The following is a 14,878-nucleotide window of genomic DNA, read 5'->3' on the forward strand; positions in this document are numbered from 1 at the left end:
GGCGGAGGTGACCGACTCATGACTGCCTGTGCGACCGAACCCACCGCGGAGGGCGGCGACGAGGACCCCGTTCCGCCCGTCCCCCCGGCCCCCTGTGTGATCACCGCGGACGGCGCCTACGCCGCCCGTCTCGCCCGCGGACCCCACCCCGACGCGTGGTTCCCGGAGCGCTGGACCCTCGACGGCCCCGAGCCCTACGCGGTACCGCTGCCGGTCCACCAGCCCGAGGAGCCCGGCACGGAGGTGCAGCCGCTGGCCGACGGCCGGGTACTGGTCCGCCGGTTCGTCCAGGACCGGCACACCTTCTCCCTCCTCTACCCGACCGGCCCCGGCACCGGCGAACTCCCCCTGGGCGCCGTGGAGTGCCCGCAGGCGCGGGCCCGGCTGCGCCTGCTTCCGCCGGCCCCCTGCGGCGAGCGCGCCCACGCCCTCGCCGTGGGCGAGCGCACCAGCACCGTGTGGCTGGTGGCCGGCGGCGCCTTCGGCCCCGAGCGGCTCGCCGAGATCCCGGGCCGCTGCTCGGGCGGTGTCTGGCTGGACCACGCGGGCCGCATGCTCGCCCTGGACCGGGAGCTGGGCGGCCGGACCAAGACGGTCGTGGTGGACCTGGAGGACGGCGAGGTCTCCCCGCTGCTCCAGATCGCCGCCGACAGCGACGACCGGCTGCTGCTCGCCGACCCGGACAGCGGCCTGCTCCTGATCCGCTCGGACGCCCCCTCCCCCGGCGCGCCCCGGCTCGGCTGGGGCGTGCTCGGCAGCACCCTGCCGGTCCGGTTCCCGGAGTCCCTGCGGCTGCCCGACTGCGCGCTCACGCCGTTCGCCGTCCAGCCCGGCCAGATGCTGGCCCCGGAGCGCTGTGCGGTGGCGCTGCGCATCGACGGCGCCTTCGGCACCTGGGTCGGCACCTGGCGCCCCGCCGAGCGGCTGCTCCATCAGCTCGCCGCCCCCGAGGGCTGGCTGGCGGGCAGCGGCCTGTGGACACCGGACGGCGTGCTGCGGCTGCCGTACGCCACCGCGGACGAGCCCTGCGCGGTGGCCCGGCTGATCCCGCCGTCCGCCCCCGTGGAAGCGGAGCCGGCCGCACCGGAACCGACGGTCGCGGAGCCCACCACCGCGCGCCCCGTGCCGTTGCAGCAGGCTCCCCTGAGCCGCCTTGTAACGAACTAGCTGCGGTTGGCGTGGCCGCCTGGATTCGCCCCGTGGTGCGCCGGATAAAATCGCCCGGCTGTAAAAAGATCATGTTGACGGGGTGAACTCACCAGATGAGCGACGCAAGCACGACGCAGCCGCTGTCCGCCGACGCCCAGCAGGCGGCCGGTCACGGGCGGCACCGGGGTCAGATCTCGGCTCAGGACGGCAACGCGGCCCCCAGCGGGCGGCACCGCAAGCCGGCCGACGACAAGGCCGAGGCGGCTGCCTGACAGTACGCCGAAGGGGCTCCGCCGTCCATACCCGGACGGCGGAGCCCCTTCGCACATCACGCCCTACCGCTGTTCGCGCTTCAGGCCCAGCACCTCCGCCGCCGCGAACGTCTCCCCCGACGGGCGGTCCGCGAAGTGGGCGCCCAGGACGGTGTCCAGCTCCTCGAAGCCGAACGTGTCCCCCTTGCTGTCGAACTTCGCCCGCACCCGCGGCCGTTCGACCACCGCGACCATCCCGCCGTGTACGACGAGCAGCTGCCCGTTGATGCGTGCGGCGGCCGGTGACGCCAAGTACCCGACGAGCGGCGCGACATGCTCGGGAGCGAGCGGGTCGAGGCCCTCGGTGGGCTGCTCGAGCCCGGCGAAGACGTCCTGGGTCATCCGGGTCCGGGCACGCGGGCAGATCGCGTTGACCGTCACTCCGTACTTGGCGAGCGCCAGCGCGCTGGACGTCGTCAGGCCGACGATCCCGCCCTTCGCCGCCGCGTAGTTGGGCTGCCCCGCCGACCCGGCGAGGAACGCCTCCGACGAGGTGTTCACGATCCGCCCGTACACCGGGGCGCCCGCCGCCTTGGACCGCTCCCGCCAGTGCGCGGCGGCGAAGCGGGTGGTGTTGAAGTGGCCCTTGAGGTGGACCCGGATCACCGAGTCCCACTCCCCCTCCGCCATCGAGAAGACCATGCGGTCGCGCAGGATGCCCGCGTTGTTGACGACGACGTCGAGCCTGCCGAACTCCGTGATCGCCGATTCGACCAGGTCACGGGCCTGCCGGAAGTCGGAGACATCGCCCGTGTGGACGAGGGCGGTGCCGCCCCCCGCGCGGATCTCGGCCGCGACCTCCTCGGCCGGGCCCGCCGACGCCTCGCCGGAGCCGTCGCGCCCGGGCTGCCCGTAGTCGTTGACGACGACCGCCGCGCCCAGCCGGGCCAGCTCCAGCGCCTCGGCCCGGCCGAGCCCGCGCCCGGCACCGGTGACGACCGCGGCCAGCCCCTCCAGAGGCAGTGACAGCTGTGGCAGCTGTGGCAGCTGTGACATCCGTGGGTCCGCCCCTCAGATCTCTATGCAGGTGCGCAGGGCCGTCCCGGTGCGCATCTGGTCCAGGGCCTCGTTGATCTCGGCGAGCGGGACGCGATGGGTGATGAGCCCGGCGAGGTCGATCCGGCCGGCCCGCCACAGGGCGATGGTCCGCTCGTAGGAGGTCAGGACGTCCCCGCCGCCGTACATCGAGGGCAGGATCCGCTTCTCGTCGAAGAACAGCTCGAACATGTTGAGCTGGAGGTGGTCGTCCATGGCGCCGGCGCCGACGACGACGAGGGTGCCGCCGCGCCGGGTGTTCTCGTAGGCGGTGCGGGCGGTGGCGGAGCGGCCGACGACCTCGAAGACGTAGTCGAAGCCCTCGCCGCCGGTGACCTCCTGCTTCGCGCCCGGCAGTTCCTCCGGCGAGACCGCCCGCGTGGCGCCGAACCTGAGCGCGGACTCACGGCGGGAGGCGACCGGGTCGACGGCGACGATCTCGGCGGCGCCCTTGAGCCGCGCGCCCTGCACGGCGGAGATGCCGACCCCGCCGCAGCCGATGACGGCGACCGACGAACCGGCCGCAACGTCGGCGGTGTTGAGCGCGGCACCGAGGCCGGTGGTCACCCCGCAGCCGATGAGCGCGGCGATGTCGAAGGGTACGTCGTCGGGGATCGGGACCGCGCAGCCCGCGTCCACGACGACCTCCTCGGCGAAGGTGCCGGTGCCCGCGAAACCGAACACATCCCCTCCGGGGCGCCGGAAGTTGGGCGTTCCGGCGTTCATGAACCCGGCCAGGCACAGTTCGGTCTGGCCGCGCTTGCAGGCGGGACAGGCGCCGCAGGCGGGCAGCCAGCAGACCACCACCCGGTCACCGGGCTTCACTCGGGTGACGCCCTCGCCCACCTCCAGGATCTCGCCCGCGCCCTCGTGTCCGGGCACGAACGGCGCGGGCTGCGGCAGCACCCCGCCCATCGCGGAGAGGTCCGAGTGGCACAGCCCGGTGGCCCGGACCCGGATCCTGACCCGGCCCGGGCCGAACCCCACCGCCTCGACGTCGTCGAGGACCTCCAGCTTGTCCTGGCCGATCTCGTGCAGTACGGCTGCGCGCATGGTGCGGCTCCCCTCAGGTCATCCAGGGTTCAGGAGTGTTCGACGATCGTGTCGGCGAGGACGGGCGCGTCGTCCCTCTCGGCTGCGCTCACGGCCACCCGCGCCGCGCCCTGCCCGCGCCACATCCGGATGCGCAGGGTCTCGCCGGGGAAGACGACCCCGGCGAAGCGGGTGGTGTACGACCGCACCCGGCTCACGTCCCCGTCGAGCAGGGTGTCGACGACCGCCTTGAGGGTGATCCCGTAGGTGCACAGGCCGTGCAGGATGGGCCGGTCGAACCCGGCGCGCTTGGCGAACTCGGGGTCGGCGTGCAGCGGGTTGTAGTCGCCGGAGAGGCGGTAGAGCAGCGCCTGGTCCTCGCGCACGGCCCGCTCGACGGTCCGGTCGGGCTCCCCGGCGGGCGCGTCGAGGCGTCCGGAGGGCCCCCGGTCGCCGCCCCAGCCGCCCTCCCCGCGGACGAAGATCTGGGCGTCGTTGGTCCACAGCGGGCCCTCGGCGTCGGCCACCTCGGTGCGCATGACCAGGACAGCGGCCCTGCCCTTGTCGTACACGGCGGCGATACGGCCCGTCGCGGTGGCGGTGCCCTCGGTCGGCAGGGGGCGGTGGATCTCCAGGCGCTGGCCGCCGTGCAGGACGCGGGCGAGGTCGACGTCGACGCCGGGCATGGACAGTCCGCTGATCACACCGGGCGAGCCGGAGCCCGCGACGGTGGCGAAGCTCGGCAGGACGTGCAGACGCGACTCCAGGGTGTACCGCAGCTCGTCGGGGTCGGTGGCGGGCAGGCCGGCGCCGATCCCGAGGTGGTAGAGCTGGACGTCCTTGCGGGTCCAGGAGATCTCGCCGGACCGGGGTTCGGCGGCGAGGGCCTTGGCTGCGTCGATGGGCATGGGGCTCCTGGGTGTCCTTCGAGGGCACGGTCCTGTCAAGACCTCGGTGCGACCGTCCGCACCGATCGGGCGCACCGAGGCCGTTGCGCACCGATCTAGAACGCGTTCCAGTCCGGCGCCTTTTGTATAGCCCAGCGCTCGACAGTTGTGAAGGCTCCTGACGGGGTGTCAGAGACGGGGGGCCGGGAGGCGCGCCGGCTGTGACATTTGTACCGGTGGACCGGTGACATCCCGACCTGCCGGAGCGCCGTGCGGAGCCGTAGCGTCGACACCGTGGACACCGCTGGAACGGGGGCAGCAGAGATGACGGGGTCACCGAAGGCACGGACCGGGTGGTGGCAGGCGATCGCCTACCGCCGGGAGGCCTGGCGCGCGCACGTACGTCGGACCGGGGAATGCAAGGAGACCGAGCCCCCGGGCCCGCCGCCGCACCCCTTCGCCCTGCTGCCCTGGCTGCTGCTGGGGATGGGCGCCTTCTCCAACCTCTTCCAGGGCGAGACCCCCAACCCGCTGCTCGGCGGCCTGGGCGTGCTCACCTTCAACTCCTGCTACATCTACGTCGCCGTCCGCGCCTTCGTGAAGGAGAAGCGGGAGTCGCTCTCCACCCGGGTGGCGCTGGTCGTCATGGCGCTGGTGACCATCGGCCTCGCCCTGGGCTACGGCGGGAGCTGGGTGCTGTTCTTCCCGCTGCTCGGCCTCGCCACGGGCGCGTCCCTGCGCGGCCTGCCGCTGAAGACCGCCGGGGTGGTGCTGGCCGTCGTGGCGGGCGCGGTCGCCTTCCACCACGAGGGCTGGGGCGGTCTGGACACCGCGTACGCCACCTGGATCTCGACCATCGTGACGGCCGTGATCCTCAGCCTGTCGGAAGCCGTCCGGGAGCTGCGGGCGGCGCGCGAGGAGCTGGCCCGCCAGGCGGTCGACCAGGAGCGGCTGCGCTTCTCCCGCGATCTGCACGACCTGCTCGGGCACACCCTCTCGGTGATCGTGGTGAAGTCGGAGGCGGCCCGCAGACTGGCCCCCGCCCGGCTCGACGCGGCCCTGACCCAGATCGCGGACATAGAGTCGGTGGGCCGCCAGGCGCTGACGGAGATACGGGAGGCGGTCACCGGCTACCGCGAGGGCAGCCTCGCCACGGAACTGGACCGGGCCCACTCGGCGCTGACCGCGGCGGGCGTCGAACCGTCCGTGCACCGGGCGGGGGCACCCGTGGAGCCGCAGACCGCCGCCCTGCTGGGCTGGGTGGTGCGCGAGGCGGTCACCAACGTGGTCCGGCACAGCGGCGCCACCCGCTGCGAGATCACGGTGTCGGGGACGCCGGAGCGGGTCTCCCTCACGATCACGGACAACGGCACGGGCACCACCGGCACGGGCACCGCCGGCACTGACACCGCCGGCACTGACACCGCCGGCACCGGCACGGGTCTGACCGGCCTGCGCGAGCGCCTGGCGGCGGCGGGCGGCTCCCTGACGGCGGGCCCGGGCCGGCGCGGCGGCTTCACCGTCACCGCGGAACTCCCGGTGGAGCCGGGGTTCCCGGGACCGGGGCGGCCGGGCGCGGTCGTCGCCTTCCCCGCACCCGCAAGGGAGGTGCCGTCCCTCCAGGCCGGCTCTACGCTTGGCCCGTGAACGACATGCCCGGTGGCCGGCCCGTGAACGAGATGCCCCGCGACCGCCGTCCCGCCCGCTCCATCAGGGTCCTGCTGGCGGAGGACCAGGGCATGATGCGCGGGGCCCTGGCCCTGCTGCTGGGGCTGGAACCGGACATCGAGGTCGTCGCGCAGGTCGGCGCCGGGGACGCGATCGTGGACGCGGCCCTGGTCCACCGCCCCGATGTCGCCCTGCTCGACATCGAACTGCCCGGCATGAGCGGCCTGGACGCCGCCGCCGTCCTGCGCGAGGAGGCGCCCGGCTGCCGGGTGCTGATCCTGACGACGTTCGGCCGGCCCGGCTATCTGCGCCGGGCCATGGAGGCCGGGGCCGCCGGGTTCCTCGTCAAGGACGGTCCGGTGGAGGAACTGGCGGAGGCGATCCGCCGGGTGCTGACCGGCGAGACGGTCGTCGATCCGGCGCTCGCCGCTGCCGCCCTCAGTGCCGGCCCGAGCCCCCTCACCTCCCGCGAGTGCGACGTACTGAAGGCGTCGGCGGACGGGGCGACGGCCGCCGACATCGCGGCGAGGCTGCACCTCTCGGAGTCCACCGTCCGCAACTACCTCTCCGCGGCCATCGGCAAGACCGGCACCCGCAACCGGACGGAGGCCCTGCGCGAGGCCCGCCGCCAGGGCTGGCTGTAGCGGACCGGGGGTCGGGGCCGTCGGGGCCGGGACTGTCGGGGCCGGGGTCAGATCCCGGCGCCGGTGCGCCGCAGCACCCGCAGCGAGCCGGTGTCGGAGACCTCGGTGAAGGCTCCGGAAGCCAGGGCGCGCAGGTAGATCCGGTAGGGAGCCTGCCCGGTGAACTCGTCGACGGGGTCGGGGAAGACGTCGTGGATGACGAGGAGGCCGCCGTCGGCGACCTGCGGGGCCCAGCCCTCGTAGTCGGCGGTGGCGTGCTCGTCGGTGTGACCGCCGTCGACGAAGACGAGACCGAGAGGCGAGTTCCAGATCTTCGCGATCTGCGGGGAGCGTCCGACCAGGGCGACGACGTGCTCCTCCAGGCCCGCCCGGCGCAGGGTGCGGCGGAAGAGGGGCAGGGTGTCCATCAGCCCGATCTCGGGATCGACGGTCTCCGGGTCGTGGTAGTCCCAGCCCGGCTGCTGCTCCTCACTGCCCCGGTGGTGATCGACGGTGAGCGCGACGACCCCGGCCTCCCGGGCCGCGTCGGCCAGCAGCACCGTGGACCGCCCGCAGTAGGTCCCGACCTCCAGCAGCGGCAGCCCGAGCCCGCCGGCTTCGACGGCGGCGCCGTACAACGCGAGCCCCTCGTCCACGGGCATGAACCCCTTGGCCGCCTCGAACGCGGCCACTGTCTCGGGCTTGGGGGCGGCGGCAGGCATGGGGCTTCCTCTCGGTCGTACGACGCTCTGGGCGCCCCATGCTCGCTCATGCAACAGGGAGTGCGTCCACCGCCCCCGAAGGGGCGCGGGGAACTGCGCGACCAGCCACCACACACCCGCACCCGCACCCGCACCCGCACCCGCCCGACCACACGCCCCCGCACCCCACCAGGCGCTACGCGGTCACCGTCTCCCCCGGCAGGGACAGATCCATCGTGACCGCCCGCTCCTCCCCGTGGTGGGACGCGGACGAGGCGAGCGGCCCATGCCCGGAGGCCTTCGCGGCGAGGACGTACGCCCCCCGGGCAGGCACGGTCAGCGCATAGCCGCCGTCCTCCCCCGAGACGGTCGCCCCCGCCTGCCGCCCCCGGTGGTCGATCAGCGTGACCTTGGCCCGGGCCACCGGCGCGCCCTCGGCGTCCAGCACCAGCCCCCGGAAGCCACGCAGCGCCTCCTCGCTGCTCGCGCTCGCCCGCGGCTGGGGAGCGCGGTTCGCCTTGGGCAGCATCAGGGCGAAGAGGAGCCCGACGGCGACGGCGCCGGTGGCGATCAGGAAGGAGACGCGGAAGCCGTGCATGGTCGGGACGGCGACACCGTTCACGTCGTTCGCCGTGTTGGCGAGCACCATGCCGATGACGGCGCTCGACACGGACGTACCGATGGACCGCATCAGGGTGTTGAGGCCGTTGGCGGCGCCGGTCTCGGAGGCCGGGACCGCGCCGACGATCAGCGCGGGCAGGGAGGAGTAGGCGAGGCCGATGCCCGCGCCGAGGACGACCGCGATGACGAGGCTCTGCCAGGCGGCGTCCATCAGGCCGAGGCCCGCGCCGTAGCCGACCGCGATGATCAGCATGCCGAGGATCAGGGTGACCTTGGGGCCGTACTTGGCGGACACCCGGGCGTAGACGGGCGCGGTGAACATCATCGTCAGGCCGAGCGGGGCGACCAGCAGTCCGGCGACGACCATGGACTGGCCGAGGCCGTAGCCGGTGGCGGTGGGCAGCTGGAGGAGCTGCGGAAGGACGAGCGAGACGACGTAGAAGCTGACGCCGACCATGATCGAGGCGAGGTTGGTGAAGAGGACGGCGGGACGGGCCGTCGTCCGCAGATCCACCAGCGGGGCGGCGATGCGCAGCTCGTACACGCCCCACAGGACGAGGACGACGGCCGAGGCGGTGAACAGGCCGAGGGTGGTGCCGGAGGTCCAGCCCCAGTCGCTGCCCTTGGTGATCGGCAGCAGGAAGAGGACGAGGCCGGCGGAGAGGCCGAGCGCGCCCGGCAGGTCGAAGGAGCCCTCGGCGCGCATCGGGGACTCGGGGACGACGAGGAGGGTGAGGGCGATGGAGAGGACGCCGAGGCCCGCGGCGCCGTAGAAGAGGGCGTGCCAGTCGGCGTGCTGGGCGACCAGGGCCGCGGCGGGCAGGGCGAGGCCGCCGCCGACGCCGATCGAGGAGCTCATCAGGGCCATCGCCGAGCCGAGCTTCTCGCGGGGCAGCATGTCGCGCATCAGACCGATGCCGAGGGGTATCGCGCCCATCGCGAAGCCCTGGAGGGTGCGGCCCACGATCATCGGGAGCAGGGTGCTGGTGAGGGCGCTGACCAGGGCGCCGGCCACCATCACGGCGAGGCTGAGGATCAGCATGCGTCGCTTGCCGTAGAGGTCGCCGAGGCGCCCCATGATCGGGGTGGCGACGGCGCCGGACAGCAGGGTGGAGGTCAGGACCCAGGTGGCGTTGCTGGGGGCGGTGTCCAGCAGCTGCGGCAGGTCCTTGATGACCGGGACCAGCAGGGTCTGCATCACCGCGACCACGATGCCCGCGAAGGCGAGCACGGGGACGACGGCTCCGCTCGCTTCGCGGGTGGGCCGGTCGGTCGTGTGCGTCATGGGGTGGGGCCTCCGGGGCGGGATGTTCGGGGGTACGTGGGAGCTGAACCTGTATGCACGGGCAACTATTCCGATGCTTTGGCGTACTAACAATTTCTTTAGCTTCTCTTGACTCCCGCACCGTCCGAGGCAACGGTCCGGCCCCCTCATGGCCTCCTCTGTGTATCTAGGAGGCGCAATGGGGGAATCGAAACAGGCCGGGGACAGCGCGTTCCAGGCCTTCGTCACCGGCCGCTGGCCGCGGCTGATGCGCACGGCGTTTCTCCTCACGGGGGAGCAGCACGCCGCCGAGGACCTGGTCCAGACGACCCTGGAGCAGGTCTACGTGGCCTGGCGCAGGGTCGCCTCGGCCGACGAGCCCGAGGCGTACGTACGACGGGTGATGATCAACGCGCATGCCCGCAGACACCGCAGGAAACTGCGCGAGTTCCTCGCCCCGAAGGGCGACGACCCGGGCCCGGCCCACGAGATCGCCGACACCGGCGACCGCATCGCGCAGGCCGACGACCGTCACGCCCTCCTCAAGGCGCTCGCCGAGCTGCCGCCACGGCAGCGGGAGGCGGTGGTCCTGCGGTACTGGGAGGACCTGACCGAGACGCAGACGGCCGCGGCGATGGGCTGTTCGGTCGGCGCGGTGAAGAGCAACGCGGCGAAGGGGATCGCGAAGCTCCGCGCGATACCGGCACTGGCGGACATGGTGACGTACGGAGGGCGGAAGTGATGAGCGCGGACCGGGAGACGGACCACCCCATGGCACAGCACGACATCGCCCTGCTGCTGGCCGACGCCGCGGACGAGGTCGAGATCGGTATAGCCCCCACCCAGGCGCTGATCCGCGGCGGCCGCCGCCGCAAGGCCCGCCGCTGGGCCGTGGCGGCGGCCACCACCCTGGTGGTCACGGGCTCGACGGGCGCGCTGGCCATGACCGGACTGCCCGGGGCGGACGGCGGGGACCGGGGGGCCCCGACGGCGACCCGGCCGACGCTGACCGCCTCGCCGCCCCCGCTCCGGCCGCCCACCGGCGTCACCCTCGCGACCGGCACCGACGCAGGTGCGCCCTGGCACGTCACCCTCGATGTCTGGCCGGCGCCGGTCGACGTCGAGGACGCCCGTTCCTCGATGAACGCGATGGTGAGGTACGACGAGACCCCGGGCGTGAACACACCCGAGGAGCTGGTCGGGCGCAGCGCCTGGTTCGTCCACCGCGGCACCACCACGAAGGACGGCGTCGACCAGGAGCACCTGACGCTGCAGGGCCTGACCGGCCGGGACGACACGATGTCGGGCAAGGACATCGACGCCGTCGCCGTCCCGCTCTCCCCGTTCGCCGAAGGCCCCGAGCGCCTGGTCATCGGCCATGTGGCCAAGACCGCCCGGCAAGTGACCTGCACCTGGAAGGACGGCACCACGACGAAGATCGACAAGGCTCCCGTGCACACCGGCGCCGACAGCGACGGCCTCACCCTCCGCACGGCCGACGGCTCCCCGTACCACTGGTTCGTCTGCCTGGCCCCGACGGGCACGGAGTACGAGTCGGCGGAGGTGACGGGGTAGGACGCAGGGGCGGACGGGGCGCGGTTCCCGAGTGCGGGTGGAGGTGGCCGTTAGGGTGGCAGGCGTGTCCTACACCGGTCCGCACTCCGAGCCCTTCGGCCCCACCGACCCGTACGGCTCCCCGCAGCCGCGCCGCTCACCGCTTCGGCGCACGCTGACGGTGGCGCTGGCCGCGCTCGTGCCCGGGGCGCTGCTGGGTTGGCTGGTGTACGAGGCGCTGGGCGGATCCGGAAACGGCGGGACCGGGGCGGCGGGGGTGGGGGCGGGGGCCCCGACAGGGGCCGTCGGCTCACCCTCCGACGGCGCCCCCGATGACAAGGCCGGCACCCTCTCCGCCACGGCCTCCGCCTCCTCCTCCCCGGGCCAGGACACCGCCACCCCCCTCAAGGGCAGGGTCGTCGTCATCGACCCCGGGCACAACGTCACCAACTCCGAGCACACCGCCGAGATCAACCGGAAGGTCGACATCGGCACCAACCTCAAGGAGTGCGACACCACGGGGACGTCCACCAACTCGGGGTACAGCGAGGCGAAGTTCACCCTCGACGTGGCGCACCGGCTGCGCACGCTGCTGCAGGAGCAGGGCGCGACGGTGAAGCTGACCCAGGACGGGGACCGGCCGTTCGGTCCGTGCGTCGACGAGCGGGCCCGGATCGGGAACGCGGCGCACGCCGACGCGGTGGTGTCGATCCACGCGGACGGGTCGGCGGAGGGCAACCGGGGCTTCCATGTGATCCTGCCGGGCCTGGTGCACGAGGGCGCCGCCGACACCCGCTCGATCGTCGCCCCGTCGAAGGAGCTGGGGAAGCTGATCGCGGACGACTTCGCGCACAGCACCGGCAGTTCACCGTCCAACTACATCGGCGACGGCACCGGCCTCGACACCCGCAAGGACCTCGGCGGTCTCAATCTGTCGACGGTTCCCAAGGTGTTCATCGAGTGCGGCAACATGCGCGACACCAAGGACGCGGCGCTGCTGACCAGCGGTGCCTGGCGGCAGAAGGCGGCGCAGGGGATCTCCGAGGGTATTGCGGGCTTCTTGCGCCAATGATCGGCGCACGGCTGAACGGCGCACGGCTGAACGGCGCACGGCTGAACGGCGCACGGCTGAACGGCGCACGGCGCTGACGCGACAGCGCCATGGCCATGTGCGGAAAGCCGAAGCCCGGCCGACCGGGCGCTCCACCGGCATCCACGCCGTCACCGCGTCCGCCGGGACACCCTCTCCGACCGCATCGGGGCAGCGCCGGTCTCGTCACGTGTGAGAGCCTGCGCGGTCTCAATCTGTCAACGGTTCCCGCCGTGTTCATCGAGTACGCCACCCTGCGCGATACCAAGGACACGGCACTGCTGACCAGCGGCGCCCGGAGGCGGAAGGCCGCGCAGGGGATCTCTGAGGGAATCGTGAGTTTCCTGCGCGGGTAGTGATCTGCGCGCCGATCCCGGCGGACACTCCGATCGCACGGACGATAGTGTCGTCCCTGCGATCAGGGGGTTCCACGCGCTTCACACCGGGGCCCGAGGGCGGCATGGTGACAGCGACGCCTCTACCGGACGTACCGATGACGACGAGACGACTGACGAAGGACCTGAAGTGAATATCCGCTCTCTCACTCGGGGCGACGGCGTGGTGATCGGAGCAGCGGTGTTGCTGTTCATCGCGTCGTTCCTCGACAACTATTCGTACGACAACGCCCCCGACAGCCTCGACATCCCGAGCCTGTGGTCGAACGGACCGGTTCTCCTCAGCGTCGTCCTGGCGGGTCTCATCAGTGCCGCGCTCGTCGTCGTCTCCCGCGCCCTGCCGCAGCCCCGCAAGGTGGCCGGTCTGGAGCTGGGTCCCTTCGGCGTCGCGTTCGCGCTGTTCGCCGCGTGGAGCGCCCTCGGTAACGTCATCGACCCGGTGGGCGGCCTGGACAACTTCGAGGGGAGCAGCTCCAACGCCCCCAGCGCCGGCACGGGCCTGATCATCGCCCTGATCGCCACCCTGGTCATGGCCGGTGCCGCCGTCGCCACCCCCCTCGTCCCCGCGCTCCAGGCCGGGCTCGTCCCCGCTCCCAAGCCGCCGACGCCTCAGCCCTACGGGGCTCAGCCGCCGGCCGGTTACGGGTATCCGGGGGCGCAGCAGCCGGCCGGGTTCGGTGGGCAGCCGCAGCCGGGGCAGCCGTTCGGGGCGCAGCCGGGGCCGGCCGCGCAGCCGCCGGCGCCGGACTTCTCGCCGTTCTGGTTCGCGGTGCCGGTGCCGCGGCCGCTGTACGCGGAGGACGGTGCGCCGATGCCGATCGCGGAGCTGGCGCCGGGCACCTGGTACCTCGCGGTCGAGCAGGGGGCCCAGGGTCTGGTCGCCCAGACCCAGGACGGGCGGCGTGGCGTGCTGCGGGACACCTCGGGTATCCAGCGCGGCTGAGTTCACGGTCCTCGTCGACGGCCCCTCGCCCTTCCGGGTGGGGGGCCGTTGTCGTACAGTCGCAGACCCCGTATCTGACGGATCGTCAGGAGGCAGGTATGCGGCTCGGTCTCGCGCTCGGCTACTGGGGCCGTGGCCCCGCGCCCGGTCATGTGGAGCTGGCGCTGGAGGCGGAGCGGCTCGGGTACGGCTCGGTGTGGACGGCGGAGTCCTGGGGGTCGGACGCGTTCACTCCGCTGACCTGGATCGCGGCGCGGACCTCGCGGATCGGGTTGGGGACGGCCGTGGCGCAGATGGCGGCGCGGTCCCCCACGACGACCGCCATGCAGGCGCTGACGCTGGACCATCTGTCGGGCGGGCGGATGATGCTGGGGCTGGGGTTGTCGGGTCCGCAGGTGGTGGAGGGCTGGTACGGGCGGCCGTTTCCGAAGTCGCCGCTGACCGCGACCCGGGAGTACGTGGATGTCGTACGGCAGGTGCTGGCGCGCCGCGCGCCGGTGGAGCTGGACGGGCGGTTCCACGCCCATCCGTACCGGGGGGCGGACGGCACCGGGCTGGGGCGGCCGCTGAAGTCGATCACTCATCCGCTGCGGGCGGATCTGCCGGTGCTGCTCGGTGCGGAGGGGCCGCGGAATGTGGCGCAGACCGTGCGGATCGCCGACGGGTGGCTGCCGTTGTACTGGTCGCCGAGCCGGCCGGATGCGTACGGGCCGGGGCTGGAGGGGCTGCGGGAGGGGTTCGTCGTGGCGCCGCTGGTGCGGGCCTCGGTGTGTGCCGATGTCTCCGAGGGGCTGCTGCCGGTCAAGGCGATGCTCGGGTTCTACATCGGCGGCATGGGGCACGCGACCCGTAACTTCCACGCCGATCTGATGGGGCGCATGGGGTACGAGGAGGAGGCGCGGCGGATCCAGGAGCTGTTCCTGGCGGGGCGGCGGGAGGAGGCGGTGCTGGCGGTGCCCGACGCCTTCGCCGACGAGATCTCGTTGGTGGGCCCGCGTGAGCGGATCGCGGAGCGGCTTCAGTCGTGGCGCAAGGGCCCGGTGACGGACCTGCTGGTCGTGGCCCCGGACCCGGTGACGCTGCGGGTGCTGGCCGAGCTCAACACCTGAAGTCCTCCCAGGGGTCAGAGGAAGATCGCGATCGGGTTCAGGGTCAGTTCGCCGTGTTCGCGGTTCCCGGTGGGTACCTTTCCCAGGCAGCGGGCCTGGAATTCGCCGGTGAAGTACTCGGCGTTCTGGAAGCCCTCGCGCACCCCGGCCGCCTCGCGGGTGATCCGGACCTGGGCGGCGGGCCGGCCGGTGCCGTACTGGGCGCGCGGCACGATGTCGCCGTTGGGGGCGCGGCGGGCGGCGAACAGGCCGGTGACCGAGACGAACGCGGTGGCGACGCCGATGGCGGTGAGCGGGACCTTGTCCTCGCCGTTCTGTTCGGCGAGGCGGTCGGCGAGCGCGCGGTCGGGTGTGACGCCGGTGGTGAGGTCGGCGTGCACGACGGCGTCCTCCTTGCGCATGGTGTCCATCAGGAGCCGGATCACGGTGATGGGGGTGCTCTGCTGGATGTAGGCGGTGACGGGTTACTTGGTGGCGTCCCGGTGGGGGCCGAAGA

At 73.0% G+C, this 14,878-nt stretch carries 16 protein-coding genes and 1 pseudogene; 11 read left to right on the forward strand and 6 right to left on the reverse strand.

Annotated elements, in window-relative coordinates; genetic code table 11:
• The first annotated feature begins 18 nt into the window (after positions 1-18).
• Together AQJ64_RS07375 and AQJ64_RS49575 are read left to right on the forward strand one after the other, a co-directional pair.
• Entirely contained in the window at positions 19-1,167 is a 1,149-nt protein-coding gene (locus AQJ64_RS07375) for a hypothetical protein (protein ID WP_059202495.1), read from the forward strand.
• 95 nt (positions 1,168-1,262) lie between these two features.
• Complete coding sequence (locus AQJ64_RS49575) at positions 1,263-1,421, forward strand: hypothetical protein (protein WP_099054054.1); 159 nt, start codon at positions 1,263-1,265, stop codon at positions 1,419-1,421.
• Positions 1,422-1,484: 63 nt separating this feature from the next.
• Here AQJ64_RS49575 and AQJ64_RS07380 read toward each other — a convergent pair whose 3' ends face one another.
• The 3 genes from AQJ64_RS07380 to AQJ64_RS07390 are packed head-to-tail and all read right to left on the reverse strand — an operon-like array spanning position 1,485 to position 4,435.
• Positions 1,485-2,429, reverse strand: a complete 945-nt coding sequence (locus AQJ64_RS07380) for a 3-oxoacyl-ACP reductase (RefSeq protein WP_055636574.1) — start codon at positions 2,427-2,429, stop codon at positions 1,485-1,487.
• 42 nt (positions 2,430-2,471) lie between these two features.
• On the reverse strand, positions 2,472-3,548 hold the full coding sequence (locus AQJ64_RS07385; protein WP_055636572.1) for a Zn-dependent alcohol dehydrogenase: 1,077 nt from the start codon (positions 3,546-3,548) through the stop codon (positions 2,472-2,474).
• Between the two features lie 29 nt (positions 3,549-3,577).
• The gene (locus AQJ64_RS07390; protein ID WP_055636573.1) at positions 3,578-4,435 is read right to left on the reverse strand and encodes a MaoC/PaaZ C-terminal domain-containing protein; all 858 of its coding nucleotides are present in this window, start codon (positions 4,433-4,435) and stop codon (positions 3,578-3,580) included.
• Positions 4,436-4,738: 303 nt separating this feature from the next.
• Between AQJ64_RS07390 and AQJ64_RS07395 the strand changes: the two genes are divergently transcribed.
• Together AQJ64_RS07395 and AQJ64_RS07400 are read left to right on the forward strand one after the other, a co-directional pair.
• Entirely contained in the window at positions 4,739-6,061 is a 1,323-nt protein-coding gene (locus AQJ64_RS07395) for a sensor histidine kinase (RefSeq protein ID WP_079061509.1), read from the forward strand.
• A 32-nt stretch (positions 6,062-6,093) separates the two neighbouring features.
• Positions 6,094-6,726, forward strand: a complete 633-nt coding sequence (locus AQJ64_RS07400; protein WP_059202528.1) for a response regulator transcription factor — start codon at positions 6,094-6,096, stop codon at positions 6,724-6,726.
• A 47-nt stretch (positions 6,727-6,773) separates the two neighbouring features.
• Here AQJ64_RS07400 and AQJ64_RS07405 read toward each other — a convergent pair whose 3' ends face one another.
• Positions 6,774-7,427 carry a class I SAM-dependent methyltransferase gene (locus AQJ64_RS07405; protein WP_059202496.1) on the reverse strand — a complete coding sequence of 218 codons (654 nt, stop codon included), beginning with the start codon at positions 7,425-7,427 and terminating at the stop codon, positions 6,774-6,776.
• A gap of 175 nt (positions 7,428-7,602) precedes the next feature.
• A complete protein-coding gene (locus AQJ64_RS07410; protein WP_059202497.1) occupies positions 7,603-9,312 on the reverse strand; it encodes an MFS transporter in 1,710 nt (569 codons plus the stop codon).
• A gap of 178 nt (positions 9,313-9,490) precedes the next feature.
• Between AQJ64_RS07410 and AQJ64_RS07415 the strand changes: the two genes are divergently transcribed.
• The 7 genes and pseudogenes from AQJ64_RS07415 to AQJ64_RS07435 all read left to right on the forward strand — a co-directional run bounded on the left by AQJ64_RS07415 (position 9,491) and on the right by AQJ64_RS07435 (position 14,382).
• Positions 9,491-10,033 carry a SigE family RNA polymerase sigma factor gene (locus AQJ64_RS07415; RefSeq protein WP_055639189.1) on the forward strand — a complete coding sequence of 181 codons (543 nt, stop codon included), beginning with the start codon at positions 9,491-9,493 and terminating at the stop codon, positions 10,031-10,033.
• The gene (locus AQJ64_RS07420; RefSeq protein ID WP_206189981.1) at positions 10,033-10,866 is read left to right on the forward strand and encodes a hypothetical protein; all 834 of its coding nucleotides are present in this window, start codon (positions 10,033-10,035) and stop codon (positions 10,864-10,866) included. Before AQJ64_RS07415 ends, AQJ64_RS07420 begins: the two co-directional genes overlap by 1 nt.
• A 64-nt stretch (positions 10,867-10,930) precedes the next feature.
• The gene (locus AQJ64_RS07425; protein WP_059202498.1) at positions 10,931-11,917 is read left to right on the forward strand and encodes an N-acetylmuramoyl-L-alanine amidase; all 987 of its coding nucleotides are present in this window, start codon (positions 10,931-10,933) and stop codon (positions 11,915-11,917) included.
• The gene (locus AQJ64_RS52230) at positions 11,914-11,994 is read left to right on the forward strand and encodes a pentapeptide repeat-containing protein (protein ID WP_107120598.1); all 81 of its coding nucleotides are present in this window, start codon (positions 11,914-11,916) and stop codon (positions 11,992-11,994) included. The genes AQJ64_RS07425 and AQJ64_RS52230 overlap by 4 nt, the downstream gene beginning before the upstream one ends.
• 120 nt (positions 11,995-12,114) lie before the next feature.
• Positions 12,115-12,291: pseudogene (locus AQJ64_RS47785) on the forward strand (N-acetylmuramoyl-L-alanine amidase); the annotation flags it as partial.
• A 169-nt stretch (positions 12,292-12,460) separates the two neighbouring features.
• The gene (locus AQJ64_RS07430) at positions 12,461-13,273 is read left to right on the forward strand and encodes a DUF5336 domain-containing protein (protein WP_055635446.1); all 813 of its coding nucleotides are present in this window, start codon (positions 12,461-12,463) and stop codon (positions 13,271-13,273) included.
• Positions 13,274-13,371: 98 nt separating this feature from the next.
• Positions 13,372-14,382, forward strand: a complete 1,011-nt coding sequence (locus AQJ64_RS07435) for an LLM class F420-dependent oxidoreductase (RefSeq protein WP_055635447.1) — start codon at positions 13,372-13,374, stop codon at positions 14,380-14,382.
• Positions 14,383-14,396: 14 nt separating this feature from the next.
• On the opposite strand, the gene AQJ64_RS07440 is transcribed toward AQJ64_RS07435, so the two are convergent.
• On the reverse strand, positions 14,397-14,807 hold the full coding sequence (locus AQJ64_RS07440; protein ID WP_055635448.1) for a hypothetical protein: 411 nt from the start codon (positions 14,805-14,807) through the stop codon (positions 14,397-14,399).
• Positions 14,808-14,878 lie beyond the last annotated feature (71 nt).

The sequence above is a fragment of the Streptomyces griseoruber genome, from assembly GCF_001514205.1.
GTDB lineage: Bacteria > Actinomycetota > Actinomycetes > Streptomycetales > Streptomycetaceae > Streptomyces > Streptomyces griseoruber.

Coding starts and splice junctions, on each gene's coding strand:
- AQJ64_RS49575 (WP_099054054.1), top strand. CDS start 1,263: ATGAGCGACGCAAGCACGACGCAGCCGCTGTCCGCCGACGCCCAGCAG.
- AQJ64_RS52230 (WP_107120598.1), top strand. CDS start 11,914: ATGATCGGCGCACGGCTGAACGGCGCACGGCTGAACGGCGCACGGCTG.
- AQJ64_RS07385 (WP_055636572.1), bottom strand. CDS start 3,548: ATGCGCGCAGCCGTACTGCACGAGATCGGCCAGGACAAGCTGGAGGTC.
- AQJ64_RS07410 (WP_059202497.1), bottom strand. CDS start 9,312: ATGACGCACACGACCGACCGGCCCACCCGCGAAGCGAGCGGAGCCGTC.
- AQJ64_RS07420 (WP_206189981.1), top strand. CDS start 10,033: ATGAGCGCGGACCGGGAGACGGACCACCCCATGGCACAGCACGACATC.
- AQJ64_RS07405 (WP_059202496.1), bottom strand. CDS start 7,427: ATGCCTGCCGCCGCCCCCAAGCCCGAGACAGTGGCCGCGTTCGAGGCG.
- AQJ64_RS07400 (WP_059202528.1), top strand. CDS start 6,094: ATGCCCCGCGACCGCCGTCCCGCCCGCTCCATCAGGGTCCTGCTGGCG.
- AQJ64_RS07390 (WP_055636573.1), bottom strand. CDS start 4,435: ATGCCCATCGACGCAGCCAAGGCCCTCGCCGCCGAACCCCGGTCCGGC.
- AQJ64_RS07435 (WP_055635447.1), top strand. CDS start 13,372: ATGCGGCTCGGTCTCGCGCTCGGCTACTGGGGCCGTGGCCCCGCGCCC.
- AQJ64_RS07375 (WP_059202495.1), top strand. CDS start 19: ATGACTGCCTGTGCGACCGAACCCACCGCGGAGGGCGGCGACGAGGAC.
- AQJ64_RS07415 (WP_055639189.1), top strand. CDS start 9,491: ATGGGGGAATCGAAACAGGCCGGGGACAGCGCGTTCCAGGCCTTCGTC.
- AQJ64_RS07395 (WP_079061509.1), top strand. CDS start 4,739: ATGACGGGGTCACCGAAGGCACGGACCGGGTGGTGGCAGGCGATCGCC.